The sequence below is a fragment of the Gardnerella bivia genome, assembly GCF_049262715.1.
Classification (GTDB): domain Bacteria; phylum Actinomycetota; class Actinomycetes; order Actinomycetales; family Bifidobacteriaceae; genus Bifidobacterium; species Bifidobacterium vaginale_A.
Map to the genome: position 1 here is coordinate 1,306,686 of NZ_CP058399.1, position 25,364 is coordinate 1,332,049.

22 protein-coding genes are annotated in these 25,364 nt (G+C 36.5%); 15 read left to right on the forward strand and 7 right to left on the reverse strand.

Annotation, left to right across the window (positions count from 1 at the left end; genetic code table 11):
• Positions 1–296: 296 nt before the first annotated feature.
• The gene (locus HXT27_RS05175; protein ID WP_075523137.1) at positions 297–1,004 is read right to left on the reverse strand and encodes a LytR C-terminal domain-containing protein; all 708 of its coding nucleotides are present in this window, start codon (positions 1,002–1,004) and stop codon (positions 297–299) included.
• 133 nt (positions 1,005–1,137) lie between these two features.
• On the opposite strand from HXT27_RS05175, the gene HXT27_RS05180 reads away from it, so the two are divergent.
• The 12 genes from HXT27_RS05180 to HXT27_RS05235 all read left to right on the forward strand — a co-directional run bounded on the left by HXT27_RS05180 (position 1,138) and on the right by HXT27_RS05235 (position 14,258).
• Positions 1,138–1,842: a uracil-DNA glycosylase gene (locus HXT27_RS05180; protein WP_103043050.1), complete on the forward strand. Its 705-nt coding sequence runs from the start codon at positions 1,138–1,140 to the stop codon at positions 1,840–1,842.
• A 138-nt stretch (positions 1,843–1,980) separates the two neighbouring features.
• Positions 1,981–3,081: an AAA family ATPase gene (locus HXT27_RS05185; protein ID WP_075523135.1), complete on the forward strand. Its 1,101-nt coding sequence runs from the start codon at positions 1,981–1,983 to the stop codon at positions 3,079–3,081.
• Entirely contained in the window at positions 3,078–4,067 is a 990-nt protein-coding gene (locus tag HXT27_RS05190; RefSeq protein WP_082266217.1) for a DUF58 domain-containing protein, read from the forward strand. The genes HXT27_RS05185 and HXT27_RS05190 overlap by 4 nt, the downstream gene beginning before the upstream one ends.
• Positions 4,064–4,621 carry a hypothetical protein gene (locus tag HXT27_RS05195; RefSeq protein ID WP_103043052.1) on the forward strand — a complete coding sequence of 186 codons (558 nt, stop codon included), beginning with the start codon at positions 4,064–4,066 and terminating at the stop codon, positions 4,619–4,621. Before HXT27_RS05190 ends, HXT27_RS05195 begins: the two co-directional genes overlap by 4 nt.
• A gap of 82 nt (positions 4,622–4,703) precedes the next feature.
• The gene (locus HXT27_RS05200) at positions 4,704–5,891 is read left to right on the forward strand and encodes a VWA domain-containing protein (protein ID WP_103043053.1); all 1,188 of its coding nucleotides are present in this window, start codon (positions 4,704–4,706) and stop codon (positions 5,889–5,891) included.
• Positions 5,825–7,150, forward strand: a complete 1,326-nt coding sequence (locus tag HXT27_RS05205; protein ID WP_233186096.1) for a vWA domain-containing protein — start codon at positions 5,825–5,827, stop codon at positions 7,148–7,150. The genes HXT27_RS05200 and HXT27_RS05205 overlap by 67 nt, the downstream gene beginning before the upstream one ends.
• Entirely contained in the window at positions 7,147–7,782 is a 636-nt protein-coding gene (locus HXT27_RS05210; protein WP_103043054.1) for a DUF6466 family protein, read from the forward strand. Before HXT27_RS05205 ends, HXT27_RS05210 begins: the two co-directional genes overlap by 4 nt.
• Before the next feature lie 83 nt (positions 7,783–7,865).
• Positions 7,866–8,060: a hypothetical protein gene (locus HXT27_RS05215; RefSeq protein WP_075523131.1), complete on the forward strand. Its 195-nt coding sequence runs from the start codon at positions 7,866–7,868 to the stop codon at positions 8,058–8,060.
• Positions 8,057–9,652, forward strand: a complete 1,596-nt coding sequence (locus HXT27_RS05220; protein WP_369803127.1) for an esterase/lipase family protein — start codon at positions 8,057–8,059, stop codon at positions 9,650–9,652. The genes HXT27_RS05215 and HXT27_RS05220 overlap by 4 nt, the downstream gene beginning before the upstream one ends.
• Before the next feature lie 125 nt (positions 9,653–9,777).
• Positions 9,778–11,220 (forward strand): adenylosuccinate lyase, encoded by a 1,443-nt coding sequence (gene purB / locus HXT27_RS05225; protein ID WP_075523324.1) that lies wholly within the window; start codon positions 9,778–9,780, stop codon positions 11,218–11,220.
• 121 nt (positions 11,221–11,341) lie between these two features.
• Positions 11,342–13,792, forward strand: coding sequence for a lysylphosphatidylglycerol synthase transmembrane domain-containing protein (locus HXT27_RS05230; RefSeq protein WP_103043055.1), 2,451 nt, complete (start codon positions 11,342–11,344; stop codon positions 13,790–13,792).
• A gap of 184 nt (positions 13,793–13,976) precedes the next feature.
• The gene (locus tag HXT27_RS05235) at positions 13,977–14,258 is read left to right on the forward strand and encodes an HU family DNA-binding protein (RefSeq protein ID WP_004119480.1); all 282 of its coding nucleotides are present in this window, start codon (positions 13,977–13,979) and stop codon (positions 14,256–14,258) included.
• Between the two features lie 81 nt (positions 14,259–14,339).
• Here HXT27_RS05235 and HXT27_RS05240 read toward each other — a convergent pair whose 3' ends face one another.
• Positions 14,340–15,176: an inositol monophosphatase family protein gene (locus HXT27_RS05240; RefSeq protein WP_082266235.1), complete on the reverse strand. Its 837-nt coding sequence runs from the start codon at positions 15,174–15,176 to the stop codon at positions 14,340–14,342.
• Positions 15,177–15,469: 293 nt separating this feature from the next.
• Between HXT27_RS05240 and serB the strand changes: the two genes are divergently transcribed.
• The gene (gene serB, locus HXT27_RS05245; RefSeq protein WP_103043056.1) at positions 15,470–16,141 is read left to right on the forward strand and encodes a phosphoserine phosphatase SerB; all 672 of its coding nucleotides are present in this window, start codon (positions 15,470–15,472) and stop codon (positions 16,139–16,141) included.
• 4 nt (positions 16,142–16,145) lie between these two features.
• On the opposite strand, the gene fmt is transcribed toward serB, so the two are convergent.
• The 3 genes from fmt to hrcA all read right to left on the reverse strand — a co-directional run bounded on the left by fmt (position 16,146) and on the right by hrcA (position 20,010).
• Entirely contained in the window at positions 16,146–17,126 is a 981-nt protein-coding gene (gene fmt, locus HXT27_RS05250; RefSeq protein WP_103043057.1) for a methionyl-tRNA formyltransferase, read from the reverse strand.
• A 60-nt stretch (positions 17,127–17,186) separates the two neighbouring features.
• Positions 17,187–18,323, reverse strand: a complete 1,137-nt coding sequence (dnaJ, locus tag HXT27_RS05255; RefSeq protein ID WP_103043058.1) for a molecular chaperone DnaJ — start codon at positions 18,321–18,323, stop codon at positions 17,187–17,189.
• Positions 18,324–18,669: 346 nt separating this feature from the next.
• The gene (hrcA, locus tag HXT27_RS05260) at positions 18,670–20,010 is read right to left on the reverse strand and encodes a heat-inducible transcriptional repressor HrcA (RefSeq protein ID WP_103043059.1); all 1,341 of its coding nucleotides are present in this window, start codon (positions 20,008–20,010) and stop codon (positions 18,670–18,672) included.
• Positions 20,011–20,304: 294 nt separating this feature from the next.
• Here hrcA and tkt point away from each other — a divergent pair, with 294 nt between their 5' ends.
• Both tkt and tal read left to right on the forward strand, forming a co-directional pair.
• A complete protein-coding gene (gene tkt, locus HXT27_RS05265) occupies positions 20,305–22,404 on the forward strand; it encodes a transketolase (RefSeq protein ID WP_103043060.1) in 2,100 nt (699 codons plus the stop codon).
• Between the two features lie 222 nt (positions 22,405–22,626).
• Positions 22,627–23,730 carry a transaldolase gene (tal, locus tag HXT27_RS05270; RefSeq protein WP_103043061.1) on the forward strand — a complete coding sequence of 368 codons (1,104 nt, stop codon included), beginning with the start codon at positions 22,627–22,629 and terminating at the stop codon, positions 23,728–23,730.
• 489 nt (positions 23,731–24,219) lie between these two features.
• Here the strand turns inward: tal and HXT27_RS05275 are convergent, their stop codons facing one another.
• A complete protein-coding gene (locus HXT27_RS05275) occupies positions 24,220–25,050 on the reverse strand; it encodes an HAD hydrolase family protein (protein ID WP_103043062.1) in 831 nt (276 codons plus the stop codon).
• 57 nt (positions 25,051–25,107) lie between these two features.
• Positions 25,108–25,356, reverse strand: a complete 249-nt coding sequence (secG, locus tag HXT27_RS05280; RefSeq protein WP_075523332.1) for a preprotein translocase subunit SecG — start codon at positions 25,354–25,356, stop codon at positions 25,108–25,110.
• Between the last annotated feature and the right edge of the window lie 8 nt (positions 25,357–25,364).

Consider the following 25,364-nt stretch of genomic DNA (forward strand, 5'->3'; position numbering starts at 1 on the left):
TACTCACTTATAGCGTGGGATATCTAATCGTCAGCTGTTAGTTATCACTCACAACCTTTAAGTGCTAATCTGAAGATTAGCACTCTCGAGGCATGAGTGCCAACTTTTATGAAAAAATTCTTCATAAATACACTTATTTAGGCGATTCTTCCAATAAATTACATTTCTTGGCAATTTTTAAAAGTAATAAAATTATTTTTTACATTACAAATAATTTGAGCGCCGATTTTATTCGACGCTCAATACTTAAAAATAACTACTCTAAAAATATGCACACAAAAATGCGCACGTTAAAATTATTTGCAAAGAACAACAACTATAGGAGATTTAATACCTTGCTCTGATTCTACAGAACTAATTCCTAAAATCTTTGCAATATCTTCTGCACTAGCTTTATCTTCATCGTTTTTATACCAAACAACAGAGTTACTTGGAACACTTCCAGAAGGATTTGATGAAGTCACATTTGCATATCCTGCTTGCTTGAGCTTAGACGCATTAGATGCTGCATATCCATTTATTTTTGTTGCATTAACAACTTTTACAGCTACATTCTTGTTTACAGATGCTTGAGGTGCAGAATCATTTGACGAGTTAGAATCATTCTTACCGTCTTTAGAATCTGAAGAAGACTTACTATCTTTAGAATCTTTTGAATCCTTTGAATCTTTATCTGTAGAAGAATTACCTGCGCCAAAATCATCATCACTATCATCTTTACTTGCAGAATCACTATTACTCTTGTTTGAAGTATCAGTAGTATTCTTACTTGCAGATGTATGTGTTTGACTTGAATCAAAAGATGAGATCATATGAGAAAGATTTCCTGAAACAGATGCCCACACACCTAAGCCAAATACAACAGCGATAACAAGTACCAAGAAGTAAGGGAACAAGACTGCATACCAAGCGCGATTACCGCGATGTACTCCTACAGGACCTTCTGGTGGCTCATCAAAAGCATCTGGTGTGTATGACGCGTAATTCTGGCTTTTTCGTGCCATAATGGCATCCCTCCAAGAAATATATTCACAACAATATGAACCTATATTACATAATGGCGCTCCCAAATAAATTTAATAAAGAATTTTAAGTAGAATATTTAGCGTTTTGACAATTTTGTCATAGAGTGTTCGTATGAGTGTTACAAAAATAAAACCTTTAGACGAACTTATGGAAACTAACTGGGCTTTAAGCATGAAATCAAAAGAGACATGCATTCGCGCTATGGGTGATTTTTTGCGAGCGCAAATTAGACAAGGACATCATATTCTTCCAGATGCGCATAATATTTTGCGAGCATTTACTATTCCTCTTAATAGCATAAAAGTTCTTATAGTAGGTCAAGACCCATACCCTACTCCAGGTCATCCTGTTGGATTGAGTTTTAGTACAGAAAAAAATGTGCATCCGTTACCTAAAAGTTTAATAAATATTTATAAGGAATTAGTTAATGATGTTCATGTTCCAATGCCTACAAATGGAGATTTGACTCCTTGGACTAAACAAGGCGTCATGCTTCTTAACAGATGTCTTACTGTTGAAGCAGGTTTACCTAATAGTCATCAAGGAAAAGGATGGGAAGAAATTACAGAGGAAGCTGTTAAAGTTCTAAATAATAGAGTTGACGAAAACGGTAATTATTTACCTTTGGTTGCAATATTATGGGGAAGAAACGCTCAAAGCCTTGCTCCACTACTTACTCATGCAACTCTGATTGAATCTGCGCATCCAAGTCCTCTTTCTGCATCGCGAGGATTTTTCGGATCGCATCCATTTTCAAGAACTAATGAAGCATTGATGGCTATTGGCGCAACTCCTATTGATTGGTCTTTAACGTAAGAAGAATGACGAAAATATTGACAAAAATAGATAAAATTTAAATTTACACAAATAACATATAAAATACAGAACATACAGAAGATGCGTAACATACAGAAAATACAGAACACATATATGTCATAAGTTATCATAGAAATTATGGCATTATTCCCACCAGAACCACGTAAAAAAGTATCGCCACTAAATGTAAACAATGGCGATGATATAAAAATATCTAATACAGATGTAAAGTCCACAATAAAATCTGGCGTTACTATAGAAGATCTTAGAAGATCACAGCAAATTGTGAATGTTTTGCGCTCTCGCTTTAAGAATACACTTGTTGGACAAGATTCTCTTCGTGAATCTTTGATTTTAACGCTTATAGCAGGCGGACATATTCTTATAGAATCTGTACCTGGATTAGCAAAAACGACTGCTGCACAAACTCTTGCAACTGCTATGTCTGGAACTTTTCGAAGAGTACAATGCACTCCAGATTTAATGCCATCTGATTTAGTAGGAACTCAAGTTTTTGACTTTTCAACTAAACGTTTTACTACTCAAATTGGTCCTATACATGCAAATGTTGTTTTATTAGATGAAATAAATCGTTCTAACGCTAAAACTCAATCAGCTCTTCTTGAAGCTATGGCAGAAAACGCAACAACAATTGGAGGAGAACGAATTGCGCTGCCAAATCCGTTTATGGTCATAGCTACACAAAATCCTATTGAAGAAGAAGGAACTTTTAATCTTCCTGAAGCGCAAATGGATCGCTTTATGATGAAGTCAATCTTAACTTATCCTACTTTCGATGAAGAAATTAAGATGTTAGATATGCTTAGCGATCGTGGATCTGATGTCATAAATGTAGAATCGCTAAAGAAGCAACAAATAAGCTTAAATGACGTATTATTCTTACGTTCATCTTCAAGGAGTATTCATGTTTCTAAATCAATAATGCAATACGTTGTTGATTTAGTTGCAACTACTAGAGGAGCTGGATCAAACCCATTATCAACACTTCCTTCACTAGTTAGAATCGGAGCAAGCCCTCGTGCGTCTATTGCATTGGTTCGTATTGCTCAAGCTCACGCTCTTATTTCTGGTCGAGATTACGTCATACCTGAAGATGTTAAAAAGTTTGCTCATGAAGTTTTACGTCATCGCATTCTTCTAACTTTTGAAGCTTTAGCTAATTCTATTACGAGCGATCAAATCATTGATGCGATTGTTGAAACGGTTCCTGTACCATGATCGATTCATTTGTGAATCGTAATGCGAATAACGATCCCAAAATCAGAAATACTATGCCTTTGATTAGCGTAAAACAAAATAACAATCGTATTTATTTATCTAAGAAATCTCGTCTTGTTCGCAAAAAAATAGAGATTCTTGATTATAAGATGACTCTCCCATCTGCTCGCACAACATTAGGATTATTAGAAGGCGAGCATTCATCCAGAGCACGCTATGGAAATGGTGATATTGTCGATATTCATCAATGGCAGCCTGGCGATGAAGCTCGTATGATGAATTGGTCTGCAAGCGCTAGAGTTGGTCAACCTATGGTTTGCGCACGCGAGCGTTTGATTGCATCTTCTACGTGGATTATTTGCGATGCAAGTATCTCGATGAACTCTTCCTGTAAATCTGGAGAATACGCATATGAAGTCGCAGCTAATGCAATATGCTTATTCGCTTCATTAAGCATGAAACGTAATGATACAGTAAAATTAGTTATGGCTGATGGCGATTGCGTAAAACAAATGCCTGAAGTGTCAAATATGCCAGATTGCGAACGAATTATTGATACATCATTGTTAAAGTTTCGTTGTAACAGTAAAAATATTGATTCAATATTGGATTTTATAAGAAATATTCAATCTAAAAACGATCTTATAGTTCTTATTGCAAATAGCGAAATGTTTTCTTCTTCTAAATTGGATGAGTTGCAAGAAATCATTTTTAAGCACAAGCTAATCGTTGTATCTATTAACACTATAAATTCTTGCGACTCTTCTTTGAAATCACAGATTTTTGACGGTATTACTTTACGACAAATACCAGCTTTTCTAATGGAAGACACGATCAAAAAAGAAATTGATTCAAGACGTTCTTCTACACTAAATCTTCTTGATGAAACAATCACAAATATGAGCGCTAGCATCATTCACGCTGATTCAAGCGAATCTATGCTTCGTGATGCATTTAAAACTATGTCTAGAAAGGTGTTGCAATGAATTTATCCAATATTCAGCCACATCTTGATAATCATATGCTCTACGCAATCGTTATTTGTATTATTGCAATTACAATTTGTTTTTCAATTTGCATATTTTATTTATCTTTTAGAACTAAAAAAATTGCAAAATTAGTCGATTCTTCCTCACCATCTCATAAAGTCGACTCTAATAAAAGTCAATGGAGAAAAAGTATAGATTCTATTGTTGATGACTATAACAATAACCTTATTTCTCATGACGAAGCTTGCGCAAAACTCGCATCAATAGCAAGAAAATACGTATCTTTACTAACTGGTAAAGATATAACTACATTTACTCTAAAAGAATTAAGTTCTTTACGTAATAAGTGGAATAATAAAATTGGTGCAGATAAATTACGTCAAACTATTACAGCTCTTTATCCATGCGAATTTGCAGATAGGAATATAAATAATCAAGCTCAACAAACAAGCGTTGAACAAGCAGCTCATTGGGTTCTTATACTACTTGAAAGTTGGTCTAGTAACGATAGAAACAGCAAAAGAAAAAGCAAAAGAAACAGCAAAATTTGAGCAAAAACAAAAAATAAGAATTTAAAATAGCGTATTTGCGAAAAGACTTACACAAAAGTTAAATCATAAGGGGCTGAAATTTATGAATGGAAGCTGGGAAATATTATTCCAATGGAAACTGAAATGGCCAATTGTTATAGTACTTGGCCTGCTCTTATGCATATTAACTATTTCATGCGTTCTACTTATTAACTTAGTTTTGCAAAAAAATCGCAAAAAATCTTGGGAATCATTGATGCTTAAAGCAGATAATGATTTGTTAAAAAAGCTTGAAAACAGTGAAAGTAACAGTAGCATCAGAAATAACAACGCTCTATACACTTTTAATCTTGACAACGATTTGCAAGGAACTATAACAAGTAGAGCTTTAAGAAAGTGGATTATTCTAAAAAGAATTTCTACAATATTATTAATTTTTTCATTTATTATAGCTACCTTTTTAATTGCAAGACCTTCAAAAATTTATGACGCTAAAGAACAAGCTAGCACTAGGGATATTGTGTTGTGTTTAGATGTTTCTGGATCTGCATTGCCATACGATCAAGAAGTATTGCAATCGTATTTAACTTTTGTACAACATTTCCAAGGTGAAAGAATAGGATTGAGTATTTTTAACTCAACATCTAGAACTGTGTTCCCTTTAACTGACGATTATTCTCTTGTTAAAAAACAACTTTCATACGCATCTAAACTTCTTAATGGAGTGCAAACACAAAGTAGCATAGATAAAATGCAACAGCGACAATATCAGCAAATATCTGATTGGCTTGAAGGAACTCAAAATCGCAAAGAAGCTACTTCTTTAATAGGCGATGGATTAGTAAGCTGTGCTGCTATGATTCCTGGATTTATTTATGGAAGTTCAAATAATGGAAAACAAAAAGCAAATAGATTACGCAGAAATGCTTCTATTGTTTTAGCAACCGATAACGTTGTTTCTGGAAAACCTGCTTATACTTTGAAACAAGCATTAGATTTAACTAAACAAGCTCATATTAGTGTTGATGGACTGTATTCAGGTGCTAAAGAAAACGAAAATAACGATAGTACTTTGCAAATGAAAAATCTTATTGAAAATCATGGAGGAACATTCCTGACTAGAAATAATGATTCAGTATTAACTCTTGTTAGAAAAATTGAGCAATCTCGAGGAACACTTACGAGAAATAATACGCAATCTGCTTTAAGCGATGATCCAGACATATGGATTTTGCTATTGATAATATGCTTTATTTCATGGCTTACAATAGCTTGGAGAATGAAGAGATGAAACTAATATACTTTGATGCATTTGATAATATTTTCGCTAAAATAACTTTTTCATCATATGAATACAACAATTTTTCAGAAGGTCAAATAATACTTAAACCTGTTTTTGGATGGATTTTTGCAACTGTTTTGCTTTTAGTAATAATAGCTTTTGCTTTTAAAGAGCTTAAGTTTTTTATAAAAAAATTATCTGAAAAAAAGTCAATTAAAAAATCTGATAAGTCGATAACAGAGCAAACAAATGAAAAATCAACTGATAGCATTTTATCCTCTAATCAATCGATTAGCAAAGAAGTAACAGATGAAACAATATCAATGAGCATAAGAAGGCTAATAATGTGCATCTTAATATCAATATGCATATTATGCCCTTGCGTTATGCGAAACACTACACATCGTTCTATAAGTGCTACGAACGTAATATTTGTTCTAGACGTAACAGGATCTATGAAAGTGAAAGATGCAAATTATGCAAGTAGCAAAAACATAGAAAGAATTCGCGCTGCAAAACTAATAATAAACGATGTCGCAAAATCCTATAATAACGCAAGCTTTACTGGAATACGATTTGGTACTTCAACATCTATTGACGTTCCTTTAACTCCGGATGCTAATGCAATAGAAAATTGGGCTAATACTATTCAAACAGAACCGACTGGAATTTCGTCAGGAACAAGTCTAGATGCTCCAATTGATCAAACTTTACTAGTTTCAAAAGCAATACATGATTCACATCCTGAAGATATTAACGTTTTGTACTTAATTAGCGATGGAGAAGAAACAACTAATCGCAAACGGCGTACATTTTCTTCTCTAAGAGCTTATATTAACAATGCATTTGTTATTACAGTAGGATCTAAAGAAGGCGGAAAAATACCTTTATCTAAAAATGCTTTAGATAGCGATGAAAATAACGATGAAGATAAAAATGCAAATTCACAAGATGATGAAGATAAAAATGAAAATTCAAATTCTTGGGTTATTGATCCTTCAACAGGTAAACCTGGAATTTCAAAGGCAGACGATAAAAATATGAAAAATATCGCTGACGAGTTAAGCGGATCTTTTATACATGCAAAATATGAAGATCGCATCGGAAGTGAAGCTAAAAATATTATGTCTAAAAAATGGAGAGATAATAAAACATTTAAAGCGCGTTTAAGACCAGAACCTATAGTATGGCCTTTTGCTTTAATGCTATCTTTAGTAATGTTATATGAACTAGCAGTATGGGTTTTAACGTCAGGTAAGTTGTTATGAAAACAATAGAGAATAAAAAATCAACGAAAGTTAAAATTCACACTTCTATTTTCCGTATTCTTATACAAATATTTGCAATTCTTCTTACAATTTTTTCTCTGGTATTACTTTACTTAACGATTTTAAATATTCATTCTGAAGTTTCATATAATGAAGCTACTGATAAGTTAATCAGCAATGCTAAATCTTATAGTAAAAGTGATGCAGATATACATATTTTGCATACTCAACAACAACAAACAGATTCTCAATTTGAAGACGCTTACTCAAATAATGCATTTTTATTACCTGATATTAAGAAAAAAATTGAAATCAACGCAAAATTATCTCGCGATTTTACTAAAAAATTAGAAAAACTAATTGTTAAAGAAAATTCCATGAACAAACCAAACAATTCCAATAAAAATTCATCTAGCAATTCTAATAATTCTAGTAATATTACCGAAAATAACAAAAAAGATTCTAATTCAGAAAATAATACTGATGGAAATAATACTCAACTTAGTAATGATCAAAAGCAAAAAATTGAAAATCTTCTAAATAACAATAATCACTCAGAGCATCAATATGACAGTGATAAAACTGTTCATAATTCTAAAACGCAAAATGATTCGAACAATAAGCCTTGGTAATTTTTGAATACACATTATCAACTTCTAACCACATTCATTAAAAATACGTGACTTTTAAACATATTTTGTGTGTAATAACAAATATGTTTAACGATAATTATGATGAATTCGCGTGGCTTAAACGCAATACGTATTACAGTGCAATGGATTTACTCGCACTAGTTCGCTCGTATGAATTAAGCGATTGGACTGGTAAAGCTGCAACTCTATATAAAAATGACTTGCAAAATTTAGCAAATAAAGCATGCTCAATTTCATATACTTATGGAGGTGCATGATGCCTTGGAAAGTTCAATCAACAATAATAGGTGGAAAAGCATTATCTGCTTCTAAAGAACAAGAATACTTATATTGCTCTAATCAATTGAAAAATCTTTCATATGATTTTAATTATTTAAGTGAAAATTGGCTTCAAGCTTATATGAGAATTATGAGCATAACTTTAGCTAAAAATTCCTGCGATGGTCCATTTTGCAATATAAGCGATTCTATAAATACTTCACTTAGCTATGAAGAATGTAGAATCAATTCACAAGAATGTAAACTTATTTCAGAAAAATTATTAGATTTAAGCGAGCTTATCGCTAGAGCAAATAGTTTATATTCTAATGCAGAATTATCAACACGTAATTTTTTCGACAATACAGTATCTTTATGCTTTACTTTAATTCCTTCTCTATCTATACCAATGCTAGTTTCTGCTGGAATTTCGTTAAATTCAGACAAAAACAACAGTATGACTAATTTTGCTAAATGGTCTAATGCAACTGCTCCTTTGCAACAAGGTTTTATAAGGGGAATATCAAATAATATTCTTATTAACCCTATTACTGGATTCACAATTCATGGCTTGAATTTTATGAAAAAAGCTAAATTATTATTCAATAATGGCAAACAAGATAAAAGTATTATTTTCAATAATTTTTCAAGATCTTCTTTATCTGAAGTTTCTGCTGGATTAAGCTCAATAACTTCTCGCATAAACAATTATTCTCAAGGGAATAAATTAACAGTTAGCAAAATAAATATTCCAAATAAATCTAAAACAATATTGCCAAAAAATGGACAAAGCATTAAAGAAGCTTTAACAAATATTACAGAATTAAGCAGCGGAAATATTGGAGTTCATCCTCCACTTGTTAATAGTGAAGCTGCAACAATAGCTATACAATGTTTCAAAAAGAAAGATGGATCTAAATCGTGGTTAGTTACAATACCTGGAACAGACGGTAAACCTCATTCCCCTTTCGGATGGGAACAAAACGCAGAAGTTATGAGCGCATATAAGTCAGATAGAGTAAAAGCAGATAGCGCTCGCATGGTAATAAGTGCAATGAAGAAAGCTGGAATTCAAAAAAATGATCCTGTTGCGCTTATAGGTCATTCACAAGGTGGGATTGTTGCTGCAGCAATAGCTAGCGATTACTCTAAAGAATACAATATTCAACATGTTGTAACAGCAGGATCTCCTATAGCTAATCATAATATTCCAGAAAAAACTTGGGTAACAAGCATAGAAATGGAAGATGAACTTGTAGCAAATCTTGACGGCAAATCAAATCCTTTAAGAAGTAATTGGGTAACGATTCGCGCAAAAGCAACACACTTTGATAGAAAAAATATTAAGAATTCTAAAAAATCTAAGGAAAATAATGAAAATAATGAAAAGTATGATATTTCAGGTGTAACAGTTAAAGGAATTGACGAAAAAGGAACTTTAACACATGATTTACATTATCACCAAGCTGCATATGAAGATGCTTCAACACTAGGATCTAGCGCAATCCTAAATCAAGAGAATCATTTCAAGAATATTGTTGATGGAAAATTAGAAAGTACAACACTATGGCAAGGCGTTATGAACAAATAATCATCTGTCAACAAACGCATAGTTTTATTTACAGTGTATACTTCCCAATTAGTTTAGGCAGAGATTTAACTTATAGCAAACTAAAACTTGTTAGTCTAATTCCTAGTTTGATGTAAGGTAAAACTATGAAGCTTACTGATATTTCTCCTGCTATTGCTCTTACTCCACTCGATGGACGCTATCATACACAAACTTCTCCTCTAGTTGAATACTTAAGCGAACCTGCATTAAATCGCGAACGCATGCGAGTAGAAGTAGAATGGATGATTCTTTTAGCAAATGGTTATAAAGCAAATAACTTTATGCCAATCGTTAAAGGCGTTGAACGTTTAAGCGATGAAGAATGTGAATATTTGCGTTCTATTCCAGAAAATTTTGATAAAGAAGGAATTGCACGTCATGCAGCTCATGAAGCTATTACTCATCACGATGTAAAAGCTGTTGAATACTACATTGATGACGCTTTAGACGAAGCAGAAGAAAAGTTAAAGCATAAAACTCAACTTTCTTCGCTTAAAACTCTTGTTCATTTTGCTTGCACAAGTGAAGATATAAATAATCTTTCTATTGCTCGATGCGTAAAAAACGCTGTGAAAAATGTTTATAGAAAGCAATTAGACCAAATAGTGGATTATCTAGTTAAAAAAGCACGAGAATATCGCGATATGCCTCTCCTTTCGCTTACTCATGGTCAGCCTGCAACTCCAACTACTTTAGGAAAAGAACTTGCTGTATATGCCTATCGCTTGCAAAGACAGCAAAAGCATTTAGATAATCAAGATTATCTTGGGAAAATAAATGGTGCTACTGGAACTTTTGGAGCGCATGTAGTAGCATTCCCGGAAGTCGATTGGATTAGCGTTTCAAAAGAATTTGTAACAAATCGCATGAATCTTGATTTCAATCCTTTAACTACTCAAATAGAAAGTCACGATTGGCAAGCTGAATTATATAGCACTGTTAGCCACATCAACCATATTTTACATAATCTTGCTGTTGATATATGGATGTACATTTCTAGAGGAGTATTTGTACAAGTTCCAGTTAAAGGCGCAACAGGATCTTCTACTATGCCTCATAAAGTAAATCCTATTCGTTTTGAGAATGCTGAAGCAAATCTCGAAATTTCTTGCTCCTTACTCGACACTCTTTGTGCAACTCTTACTGAGAGCAGATGGCAAAGAGATTTAACAGATTCAACAACGCAAAGAAATATTGGTTCAGCGTTTGGATATGCAATACTTGCTCTTAACAATCTATTTGGAGGATTACAATCAATTCATCCTAATAGTGATTTTATGAAACAAGAATTGAATAACAATTGGGAAGTTTTAGGCGAACCAATACAAACTGCTATGCGAGCTGAAGAGATTGCTGGAGTTGAGGGTATGGAACGCCCTTATGAACAAGTTAAAGAACTAATGCGAGGAAACAAGATTAACCAAGAAGACGTTGAATCCTTCATTTCTTCTAGAAACTTTGATTCTGAAACATCTAAACGTTTAACTTCTTTAAAGCCAGAAACTTATACAGGATTGGCTTCAAAATTAGTTGATTTTCTTGAATAAGGAATATTATTAAGAATCATGTAAACTATGCATAGTGTGTTATACAATAGCACGCTATGCATTCCTGTTCTAATTTGAGCAGAATAACATTAAACACGCATACAATTGATGGTACGTTCAAATGCAAACGCAAGTAGTTTCACATACAGATGTTGTTATCAATGACACTCAGCCTAGTAGAGTGAGAAATCTAGCAGATTTACTTTATGCGATTTTGTCATTGGTTTTAAGCTTTGTTGTAATTCTTTCAGCAATGTATCTTTCTGGTACTACTGCAGGCGTCGAGCACGATGCTAGAAATGCTGGCAAAATTATTGTGTGGATTATAACAGATGTTCCTTCATCTCTTATGCAACAAGGTTTAACTATTATAATCGTCACAGTTGTTCTTGCGAGTATGATTAGAGCAAAAAGATGGGTTGATATATCAATATCAACTATCACTTTGCTTTTAACATATTTAATTTCATGGGCAATTTCTTATATGCTTGCAAAATTAAATAGTCCTTCTCTTTTCGCATCCCTTACTTCAATTTCTAATTCTCAAGGTATAGAAGTATTTGAATTATTGCCAGATATGTATGCAGTACTAGTAGCTTTCCTTACTGTAAGTGGTCCTAGAAGAGATAATAGAATACTGAAAATATCTTGGAATACTTTGATTGTTACTGCTCCTATTTTGATCATGACATCATGGAATTCTTTAACTGGAGTACTAGCATCATGGTGTATTGGCAGAACTATTGGAACTTTAGTTAGATTTATTAAAGGAACTAAAAGCAAAGGTGCTTGGGGTGACGATATTGTTGACGCTTTAAGCAATATAGGAATCAATAATTTAGTGCAATTAACTAGAAGAAACCAACAAGCAGATCATTCTGGAATGCTTCGCTCTAGTTTAGATGACGACTTAATAGAAAATTCTCGTATGTATGATGCGACCGATATTCATGGCAATCGTTACGTAATTTCTGTTTTAGACAATCAAGTTCACTTACCAGGATACATAAATCAGCTTTGGCAATGGATTAGACTTATTGACGTTCCTGTTAGAAGAGACCCTTCAGCTCGTCATACAGTTCATCATCATCTTTCAATGCTACTTGCATTAAGAAATCTAAGATTAGCAACAGCTAATTTTTATGGAGTTACAGATTTTGAAAAGTCATCAATGATGGTTTTTAACTCTAATAACACTCCTAGCCCATGCAATCTTAATACTATGACTATTGATGATGCTGCTAGATTTATGAGATATCTTGATATTGCTAATAGTAGAGGTATTACTCATAGGAGAATTACTCCAGAAACTTTAGCTAGATTAGAAGATGGAACGCCAATTATAGCTGGATGGCATAATGGCGATGTTGCTAGTGATAAAAACAATATTGCTTTAGATAAAGTACAATTATTAACACTTATTGCAGCTTTAATTGGCATAGATAATGCGATTCAAGCAGCAATTGAATCATGGGGACGTAACACTTTAGCTGATTTGCTGCCTTTTATGCAAAAAGCTGCTATACCTGCATCTACAAGAGCATTGCCTTCAGTTAATAAGAAAATGCTTGAGGAATTAAATAATAAAATAAGCGCGAATGTTATAGAGCAAGTGAACGAAGAAGATGTAACAGCAATCCGTCTTTCTCGTTTCAATATTCGATTCTTTGTAAGTATAGTTTTAGCAATTATTGCTGGTGTAGTTATAATCACGCAATTACATTTACAAGAATTAGTTAAAGCTATAAGAATGGCGAACCCTCTACTAGTTTTAATATGCTTATTATGTAGCATTGCAGCATGGATTGGTTCAGCAATAACATTAAGCTCATTCATGGATGACGCTAAGCCTTCTGCTTGGGTTTTATTCTGCTCTCAAGTAGCATCAGGTTTTACAGCTGTTTCTATGCCAGCTGGAGTAGGACCAGCGTTTGTAAATCTTCAACTTCTAAAAAAGCAAGGCTACTCTCCTACTGCAGCTACAGCTATTACAAGTGCAACTTGGATGATCCAAGCTATTATGACAACGCTTGTTATGTTCGCAATCGGTATTTTTACTGGAAGAAATGTACTTTCAGGAATGATCCCAACGCATATGTTTATTACAGTAATTGGATTAGTTACATTGATTGTAAGCATATGCATGGCAATTGCTCCTATTCGTAAAAAAATAACAAAGCGCTATTTACCAATTCTTTTTGCTTATGGACAGCAAATTAAAGAAATGATTTCTAAGCCGATACAACTTTTTATCAGTATTTTTGGAGCAATCATATTAGTTATAGCAGTTGGATTAGGATATTGGATTTCACTTCTTGCTTTCGACTATTATGCAAATCCTTTAGAAACAATATTGCTATTCTTAGTTGCAAATGCTGCAGGCTCTGCTATACCAACTCCTGGAGGATTAGGAGCTGTAGAAGCATCATTGACATTCGCATTTACATCAGTTGGAGTTCCGCCGACAATTGCATTATCTGCAACACTTCTTTATAGATTGATGTTTTATTGGTTAAGAATACCTTTAGGAGCTATGTCTATGAGATGGCTTAGTAAAACTGGCAATATATAGAGAAAAACGCAATTTAGAACACTAAATAATAGTTTTGCTATTTACTAAAGACTCATTTTTGAAAAAAATATTAAAAAAGTTTAAGAAATCATCAAAAATGGCTACATTTGTAGGGAAAATGTACTAATATCAAGTATGAGTGTGGCCTTTGAAAGAGAAAGGCCCCTGACACAAAGGATGCTGCATGGCATACAACAAGTCTGATCTCGTTTCGAAGATCGCACAGAAGTCCAATTTGACCAAGGCACAGGCCGAAGCCGCCGTCAACGCATTCCAGGATGTGTTCGTTGAGGCTTTGCAGTCCGGCGAAGGTTTGAAGCTTACTGGTCTTTTCTCTGCAGAGCGTGTAAAGCGCGCTGAGCGCACTGGTCGTAACCCACGCACCGGTGAAACCATCAAGATTCCTGCATCCTACGGTGTGCGTATCTCTGCTGGTTCTTTGTTGAAAAAGGCTGTAACTGCCTGAATCACACTTTTACACTAAAAGCGTAAAATAAAAAATATTGAAGGGACATTTCGCTGTGTTGCTATGTCCCTTCAATTTTTTCTAATGTAAGTATTGTTGTAATTCTTTAATAACTAAACCATTAGAGGCAACTACATCATTTTCTCTACGCCAATGTATAGAACTTCCATCCCATTGGCATACAGTTCCTTGTGCTTCTTTTACAACAACTGCACCTGCAGAAACACCAGGAATATCCCAATAATGAAGATGCGGCTCGAAATATGCATCGTATGTACCGTCTGCAACTTTACACAAATCAAGAGATGCAGGGCCTATACGTTTAATATCTGCAGGTCCACCTTCTAATGAAGACACAACATCTAAAGCTCTCTTAGATTCTTCTGGAATATACGACATTCCGTAACACACAACAGATCCTTGTAAGGTTGATGTTGTAGAAGGAGTAATTTTTTCGCGTTTTTCACCATTAGGAGTACGACGTATTCGAATAGCACCTTGACCTTTAGCTGCTAAATATGTAAGACCTAGAGCAGGAGCGTGAACAACACCTAAAACAGGTTGAGCTGAGCTTTCTTCATTAAATTCAAACAAAGAAACAGTAAGAGTCCACTCTGCCATATCTCTATTAAAATTGATTGCTCCATCAATACTACCAACGCACCAAAAGCGCTCCCCAGGCTTACAATGCTCATGACGATTGCGCCAAAAACCTTGGAATGCGTTAATGTATGTTAAACGATTCTCAATAAAACGAATAAGTTTATCGCCAAACTCTGATGATGATTGCGTTGGATCCCCAAGAGCTAAAGAGCTCATATCTCTAGGACTTAATTGATCTTGATAAGCGTGTTTCCCAACATCCTCTAAAATTCTAGCTACTTCTAATGCTGCTTCTCTTAAATTTATTTCTGACATATTCTCACCTCTCTATCGTCTACATCTCATCTGTATCCACATATTCTCTTAAAATCTTGCATCTATTTTACTCAAGTTTTAGCATGTTACAAAGCGTATACACATTATATTTCAAACACTCCAATAAAATTTCACAATTATCACAATAAAAACATATAAAACATATAAAACATATAAAACTAAGTTTTACTACAAGTAAGACTTACATCCATTCATAAAACTCATAAGAATAAACATATAACAATCAAAGATTCTTATTTGATTTGTTGTACATCATATATACAGTATCAGATATGGATGAATATAAAAAGTGCCAAACTCAAGCTTTTAGACACGGGCTTTTAGTTATGGACGTTGATGCAACTCTTATTGACGAAGAAGTAATTGATTTGCTTGCACAAGAGTCTGGAGTAGCAAAAGAAGTAGAAGATATAACACATAAAGCTATGCAAGGAGAAATCGATTTTAATACTTCACTAGTTAAAAGAGTTTCAATGTTTAAAGATACAGATTCATCAATATTAACTAAAATACGCGAAAAAATACATGTAACTTATGGAGCTAAAGAATTGATTGAGATTCTTCATTCATATGGATGGAAAATTGGAGCTGTTTCTGGTGGATTTCATGAAGTTATAGATGATATATTATCTTCTATTTCTATAGACTTTTGGGCAGCAAATCATTTAGAAATTGTAAATGGGAAATTAAGTGGACGCGTGGCGGGGCAAATCGTAAACAAAGATTATAAATCTTATATGCTGAAAAAATGGGCTTATGAAAATAACATAAGCATAGAAAACACTGTTGCAATTGGAGATGGAGCTAACGATATTAAAATGCTAACTTGTGCAGGAACAGGAATCGCATTTTGTGCTAAAGAAATAGTTAAAAACAAAATTCCAAACATCATAGATAAGCGAGATCTACGTGAAGTTTTGAAGTTTATTAGCAAAAAAATATAGCTTATTATTCACAATGTGCTTGATCGCTTAAATGCGCTCCTCTAGCCCAATCTGCAGCGTTCATAGACTTTTTCCCTTGTGCTTTTACTTCTAGCAACTCTAAAACTCCATTAGAAGTACCAACCCAAACATGATGCTTATCTATAAATAATCTTCCAGGTAAAAGATTTACAACTCCCCTTTTTTGTAAATCATTGTTATCAGCTAAAGCACACTTAATAATATGCAACTTTAATTCTGATTCATTATGTGTTGTATCAACTAAATTACACCAAGCACCAGGATTTGGAGTGCAAGCACGAATTTGACGATCGAGAGCAAAAGCTGGAATATCAAAACGAATATGAGCATCTTCAACTGTGATTTTTTGAGCTACTTCATACGATCCTAAAGGTTGCTCTATTGGAATAATAGTTCCAGATTCAACTCCTTTAAGAGAAGTGCAAAGCAAAGGAGCGCAATCTAAACTTAGTCGTTTTAACAAATCTCCAGAAGTTTCATGAGATCCGATTTTAGTAGTGTATTGAGAAAGAATAGGACCCGAATCCATGCCTTTAGTAATACGAAATACTGTAGCTCCTGTAACATCATCTCCAGCCCAAATGGATCTTTGAACAGGTGCAGCTCCACGCCATTGAGGCAAAAGTGAAAAATGAAGATTATACCATCCTAAAGGCAAAGCATTTAATACAGGTTCGCGTAAAATCTTTCCATATGCTACTACTGCAGCAGCTTTAATACCGGAATCCTTTAATTGCTTAATAAATAACTCTTCTTCACTAGGATCTGATTGCCATACAGGTAAACCTAATTCTAAAGCTGCTTGTTTTACAGGACTTTGTACTAATTTTCTTCCTCTTCCAGTTGGCGCATCAGGGCGCGTAAGAACAGCGCGCACATCAAAATGTTCATGATCTTCAGCTAATAGGCGAAGAGATGGCACTGCAACTTCAGGGGTACCAGCGAATAACAATGGTAATACCATAAACACTCCACTAAAAAAACCAACTAAAACTAATATAAAACCAATATAAACTAGCTAAAGCTAATCTATAAATGCATCTTTAAGCTTACTAAAGAAACCTTTACGATTTAAATTCTCTTTTACTGAAGTTTGCTTTATACCTTTAACTTCTAAATCGTGAATCTTTGCAAATTGCTCAATTAGCTCACGTTCTTTAGAACTCAATTTAGTAGGAATATTAACGTTTACATGAACAAGTAAGTTGCCACGTTCTTTATTTTCAGAACGCATTATTCTAGATCCTAATCCTTGTAAAGTAATAACATCTTCATTTTGGCAGCCTTGAGGAATAGCAACTTCTTTATCTCCGTCAAAAGTGTGAATTGTTGTATTGTGTCCTAATACAGCCCAGCTCATAGGAACTTCAATCCAGCAATGTAAATCATCACCTTCTCTAGTAAATTGTTTATCATTTCGGATTAAAACATCAATGTACAAATCTCCGGCAGGTCCGCCACACTCGCCTACTTCGCCTTGAGATGCTAAACGAAGTCTAGATTGATTGTTAATTCCAGCTGGAATATTTACTCCAACTTCACGAACAGTGCGAACGCGACCAGTTCCGCGGCATTGAGAACAAACGTTTTTAATAATAGTTCCATGACCTTCACACATTCCACAAGGCATAGAAGTCATCATTTGACCTAACAAAGTATGAATAACTTTTTGAGTTGAACCAGTTCCATGACATTGTGGGCATGTAACAGGAGAATTTCCATCGCTAGAGCCATTTCCATTGCAATCTTTACATAATCCAAAAGTGGATACTTTAATCTTTACAGTTCCACCGAAAACTGCAGTCTTTAAGTCGATATTAGCTTCTGCTAACGAATCAGAACCTCTTTGAACTCTCGAAATTGGTGAACTAGTAGTTCCACCAAAGAATTGCGAGAAAACACTACCCATATCCATATCAAATGGATTACCAGCAGAAGAACCTGAAGATGGATTATTAGGATCAACACCCATATCGTACATTCGACGTTTTTCAGGATTCGACAAAACTTCGTAAGCGTTATTTACTTCCTTAAACTTATCTTCAAATTCTGCACCTGCAAGATCAGGATGATACTTACGACTCATCTTCCTATAAGCTTTACGAATATCATCATCACTTGCATTACGATCAACGCCTAAAATCTCGTAATAATCAGTCACTATAATCCCTCATTTATTTCATCGAAAACACGCAATGAAACTTATTCTAACTTCCAACGTCATCTTATTGTGGCATTAGGCAAAGTCAACATTAGCATAGAAATCTTTAACTGATGTAAATTCTTTCAGCAATATTTTAGTTTTTCTTGTAGTTTTATTGAAGTTTTCCGTGAGCTTTGCTTGAAGTTTCACCAGTTTTTACATCAATTTTATTAGTTTTAACATTATATTTTTATTAGTTGTAAGATTATATTTAATTATATTTGATTAGCAAATCCTACTACTTTATTTTATTATTTTTCAGTTTTAGTAACTCAAATGAAGTTCAAATATAGCATATTATTTTTCAGCTATTATGAGATATGAAAGTATTAAGATAACGCGCAACTGCTCTAACAGCAGACATTGTAACAGCATAATCCATGTGTTGCGGCCCAATTGATCCTATAAAAGCAACTGGAACATTCGTATGAGAAGTGTTATTAAGCGAATTATCACTAATATCTTTATTATTAGAAGATTTCTTATAATCATCTGAACTTTTTAATGTGCTAATACAAATATTATCAATGCAATTTTTTGTATTCTCTTTCTTAACTAAGTAATCACAGCTTAACACTTTAGATTCATTAGATTCATTAAATCTATTAGAAGTTTTAGACCTATAAGTTGATGATGAAGAAGTCACATCTTCATTACTACTATCTTCATTACTACTATCTTTAATATTATCTTCGTTATATAAAGAAGATTCACTTTCATCGCACTCAATAGACGAATCATATCCATATCCGCTAGTTACAACAGAAGCGTTCAATAACTCAGGAGTATGAGTTTCAGATCCAATAGCAACACTTACTCCGTTTACGCAATCACTAGCTTCTTCGCTCAAAGAAGTCATCAAACGCATGATTACAGCTTGTTCTTCTAGAGCATCAAATAATTGTGCAAAATCATTAGCATGATGTTTATGTGCTAGTTGAGAAGCTCCAGCAACATACAAATCATGAGCATGCTCTCCAGCGTACATATCATCTATTGCCGCAGCCAAACTTGAAATAACAATTCGCATATTAGAATCGTCAATATGCAAAGACAAATCTCTTACATAGCGTGCAGCTAAATCAAAAGGAGCATTAACACACTTATTATTGATGACAGTTGTTAAAGATGAAAAATCGTCAACATGAATATTTCCAATAGGCAACATATGTTGTGCAACACTGCCGGTATCTGTGATAATAACAGCTAATAAAGTTGATTCCGAAACTTGCACTAATTCAATATGCCGAACTCGAGATTTAGATAAAGATGGAGATGCTACTAAAGCAATCTGACCAGTAATACTTGCTAGTAAACGAGCTGAACGCTGTAAAGTATCTTGCAAGCTTACAGATCCACTTAAAAAGTTGCGAATACCTCTACGCTGAGCTTCAGAAAGAGGGATAATCGAAGCCAAACCGTCAACAAAATATCTATATCCTTTTTCAGTAGGAATTCTACCTGCAGATGTATGAGGCTGAACTAAATATCCTTCTTCCTCTAAAGCAGACATATCGTTGCGAATAGTTGCAGAACTAACACCTAAATGATGATTCTTAGTCAAAGATGCAGAGCCAACAGGCTCTTGAGAACGAATATAATCTTCAACGACCGCTCGAAGTACCATCATGCGTCGTGATTGCATTGACTTTCCTCTCATATTCAATTAGGTAATATAACTTCGCTTTTATTATGTTAGCAAAAAATACTACTATTTACAGTCACTAACTGTAAGTTAATAGAGTAAATAAATTCCAATAGATTATAACCAAATTATAATCAGATTATAATCATTAAAAGCAATCGTAAGAAATATTTCTTGACACACTTTATAACCTTTAGTCTGATGCAAAAGATAGGATGAAATCGCAATGTGAGGGTAAAAAGCCAGCGTGAGCTGTGCTTAAAAACCCGAATTATTGGAAGGAAAGTAGATCACATGACCGATTTCAACTGGTCTGCATTAGACGAGCGCGCCGTAAAAATGGCGAAGGTTCTCTCGGCTGATGCTGTTGAGCGAGCAGGACATGGACATCCTGGCTCCCCTGTTTCATTAGCACCAATTGCGTACACCTTGTACCAGCATTTCATTAAGCATGATCCAGCTGACCCAAAGTGGGCCGGACGCGATCGTTTTATTCTTTCTGGTGGTCACGCTTCACTTACGCAATACGTGCAATTGTTCTTCTCTGGATACGGCTTAACTCTTGATGATCTCAAGTATTTCCGTGGCGGTGCAGACACACGTACTCCAGGTCACCCAGAATATGGTTTAACTCCAGGAATTGAAATGACTACTGGTCCTCTTGGACAAGGTCTTGCTTCTGCTGTTGGCTTTGCTTATGGTCAACGCTTTGAGCGCGGACTTCTTGATCCACAAGCTCCAGCAGGCACTTCCCCATTTGATCACAAAGTTTGGGTTATTTGCGGCGAAGGCGATGTTGAGGAAGGCGTTTCTTCTGAAGCTGCTTCCTTAGCTGGAAACCAAAAGCTCGGTAACTTAACTGTTATTTTCGATGCAAACCACATTCAGATTGAAGGAGATACAAAGCTCACCTTCTCTGAAGATATTCTTGCTCGTTACCGTGCATACGGTTGGTACACTGATGAAGTTAGCTTCATCCAGCCAGACGGCTCCTACAAGGAAGACGTTCAGGCTTTGGCTGCAGCTATCGAAAAGGCTCAGGAAGTTACCGATAAGCCTCACTTCATTAAGGTTAATACTTTGATTGCTTGGCCAACACCAGGCAAGACTAACAACGAAGCTTCACACGGATCCAAGCTTGGCGAAGAAGCTGTGAAAGGCTTGAAGGAACTTTGCGGTTTCGACCCAGAAGTTTCGTTCCCAATCGACGAAGAAGCTTTGGCTCACGCTCGCAAGGTTGCAGAGCGCGGCTTGGCTGCTCATAAGGCTTGGGATGAAGCTCTTGCAAAGTGGGCTGCTGCCAACCCAGATAAGGCTGCTCTTTACGAGCGCATTAAGGCTGGCAAGCTTCCTGAAGGCTTCGACAAGGCTATTGACGACTTGGTTGCTGGCTTCGAAGTTGGCTCTAAGGTTGCTACCCGTAAAGCTTCCGGCGCAGTTCTTAACGCAATTGCTGCTGTTATGCCAGAACTTTGGGGCGGTTCCGCTGATTTGGGCGGCTCCAACAACACCAACATTAAGGGCGCTGACTCCTTCGGTCCATCCGAAGACGCAACCCGCACTTGGCCAAACGTTTCCGAGCACGGCCGTCAGCTTCACTTCGGCGTGCGCGAGTTCGCAATGGGTGCTATTACCAACGGTATTTTGCTTGGTTCTGACACTCGCCCATTCAACGGCACCTTCTTCCAGTTCTCTGACTACGAGCGCCCAGCAGTTCGCTTGGCTGCTTTGATGGAGATTCCAAACCTCTACGTTTGGACCCACGATTCCGTAGCTTTGGGCGAAGACGGTCCAACTCACCAGCCAATCGAACACTTGGCTGCTTTCCGCGCTATTCCTCAGCTTGAGGTTGTGCGCCCAGCAGACGAGTACGAAACTGCTGAAGCTTACCGCTACTTCTTCGAAAAGAAGAACAACTACCCAACTGCCATGATTTTGACCCGCCAGAGCGTTCCAACCCTCGCGCAGACTGCTGAAAAGGCTCGCGAAGGCGTGAAGCACGGCGCTTACGTTTTGGTTGATTGCGAAGGCACTCCAGACGTAATCATCATGGCTACTGGCTCTGAGGTTCAGTGGGCTGTTGCAGGCGCCAAGACTTTGGCTGCTGAAGGCATTAAGGCTCGCGTTCTTTCCATGCCATCCCTCGAATGGTTCGAAGAGCAGGACGAAGAGTACAAGGAAGCAATCCTTCCAAAATCCGTCAAGGCTCGCGTTTCCATCGAAGCTGGCTTGGCATTGCCTTGGTACAAGTATCTTGGCGATTGTGGCAAGGCTGTTTCTATCGAACAGTACGGCTTGCAGGGTGACGGCGGTCAGAACATGATTGACTTGGGCATTACTGCTGAGCACGTAGTAGAAGCTGCTAAGGCTTCTATCGAAGAAGCTCGCGCTTAAGCACAAGAAATATAAAATAAAACTTGATTTATCTACTATTTTGCTAATGCATTGTATTGATAAATCACAAAACTCGAAGTGCTAATTTAGCAACTTCACAAGAAGCAGCAAAGGCGTGTTGATGCCGAGCTACCGTTGGTTTGACATCAACCGCTGTTTCTTGTAAAAACGCCAAAATACCGACGTGCCCCAATTGGTGGAGCACAGTGTTAAGGAGATAACATGACTGAAGCAACGCAGCGCACTAGCGATTCCGGCGTTTCTATTTGGTTGGACGATTTGTCCCGCACCCGCATTGAATCCGGTTCTTTGCAGGATCTTATTGCTCACAAGAATGTTGTTGGCGTTACCACCAACCCATCCATTTTCCAGAAGGCTTTAAGCCAGGTTGGCCCATACGATGCACAGCTTAAGGAACTCGGCAAGGTAGACGTAGAAACCGCTATCCGCGAATTGACAACCACCGATGTTCGCAACGCAACCGATATCTTCCGCGAAATTGCTGAAAAGACTGACTTCGTTGACGGTCGCGTTTCTATCGAAGTTGATCCACGCTTGGCTCACGATACTGCTAACACAGAAAAGCAGGCTGAAGAGCTTTGGGCAAAGGTTGATCGTCCAAACGTTATGATTAAGATTCCAGCAACTTTGGAAGGTCTTCCAGCTATCACAGCTACCCTTGCTAAGGGCATTTCCGTGAACGTAACCTTGATCTTCTCACTCGAACGCTACGAGCAGGTTATCGATGCCTTCATCGAAGGTATTGCTCAGGCAGATGCTAACGGCCATGACTTGAAGCACATTGGTTCCGTAGCTTCCTTCTTCGTTTCCCGCGTTGATACTGCTGTTGATAAGCTCCTTGAAGCTAACGGCTCCGCTGAAGCTAAGGCTCTTGAAGGCAAGGCTGCTGTTGCTAACGCTCGCTTGGCTTACGAACTCTTCGAGAAGAAGTTCGCAGCTGACCCACGTTGGGCTGCTCTTGAAGCTAAGGGCGCAAAGAAGCAGCGTCCACTTTGGGCTTCTACTGGCACAAAGAACGCAGCTTACTCAGATTGCAAGTACGTTGACGAGTTGGTTGCTGAGCATGTTGTCAACACTATGCCAGAAAAGACTTTGAACGCTCTTGCTGATCACGGCAACGGCGCTCCTTCCATTAAGGGCACTTACGAAGAGAGCCACGCTGTTATGAACAAGCTTGCTGAGCTTGGCATCAACATCAAGGACGTTACCGACAAGCTCGAAGCTGACGGTGTTGCAGCATTCATCAAGTCTTGGGATTCCGTTATTGCTGACGTGCAATCTGGAATTGATCGCGTGAATGCATGATTTGATTAAATCATTAAATAAATAACAGAAGCCGCACATGCATTTGGATTTAATTCCATCGCATATGCGGTTTTTTGTTTAGCATTTGCGTCCAAAAAACAAGAAAACGTCCGTATTTTGTAGAACGCGTCCGATTCACTGCTATTTGCGTCTGATTTTGCACGTTTTCAGACATTCACTCAATACGGTTTCTGCGCGCGTAATATATGACACAGTTTATTCGTTACTTGCACAGTTTGTCTTTTGTAGATGCGGAAGTATGAGAACGTGCCTAACGCAATTTCTTTGTCGCTTGCTTAAAACTGTCGAAAACACCAAATCATCTGATGAAATAAACAAAAAGCAAGCCTAAACTGTCGAAAACACCAAATCGACCGATGTTTTCGACATTTTCTATCAACTGAGTAAGCGCACACGACAACCTGCTTTCACCCAGTAACAGCGTGTGCAAAAGATTCGTACGATTTTGATAATTAGGATAAATAGCCTCTAGAGTAATTCGTTTTGAAGCCAGCTAGCAACACCATCGTTGTTATTGGAATCGCAAACTTCGTCTGCAATAGCAAGAAGCCGCGGATTACCATTCGACACCGCTACCCCATATCCTCCGGCACGGAACATGTCAATATCGATAATATCGTCACCAAAAACAACAGTCCGGCTAGGCTTTACGCTCAAACGCTCACAAATAACATTCAACGCGTGTCCCTTGTTTGCAAGAGGATTTGTAAGCATCCACAAAACATCTTCGCTAATATGCAATGAAAAATCCTCAGGAAGAGCACTTTCCAAACGCAATTTTTCACTATCTCGCGGAACAATAATTATTTTGTCTGCAATACCATCTGGAATATCGCGAAAATCAGTGCGAATAAAATTACTTGACTTCCACAACGTATGTAAATCGAAATTAGTGTATCGAATATCATTCATAACAATACCTATGCGTAACGTAGGTATTGCGCAAAGTAGACTCAAGCAAACTTCGCAAGCGCGCTTTGAAGAAAAACCAAATCGAACTACTGAATCAGACTGATTTTGAGAAGTCAAAACAGATTCGCTTGAATTGTTAGCATCAAAATCTATTAGCGCACCATTCAAATAAGCGCAAACGTCAGCATTAAGAGACTTTATTATGTTAAGAGCAGCACAAACTGGACGAGCAGTAATAATAGCAAAAGGAACTCGAGTTTTTCTTTTAACTTCAGAAACAGCATCAATAGTTTGCTGAGTTAAAAACCTATTCTCGAAAGCGTCTGCATCGTGCAGCATCGTGCCATCCAAATCCGCTACTATAAGAGACGGACCGAACATCAACATTAGCGCACCACTTTTTACAAAAAAGCGCGGCCGAAACCGCGCTATTAAAAAACAATCTTAAATCAACATGAATTTACTCATCAAATCCAGAGCCACAATAATTGCAACCCAGAATAAAGCAATAAATACAGTCCAACGGTTCAAATTCTTTTCAGCGACACCAGAACTACCAGCGTTCTTTGTTAAGCCGCCACCAAACATATCGGAAAGACCGCCGCCTTTACCCTTATGCATCAAAATTAACAGAGTGAGCAAAATGCTTGCGAGCACTAATAATACTTGCAAAACAATCTTGACAGCGTTCACAACTAACC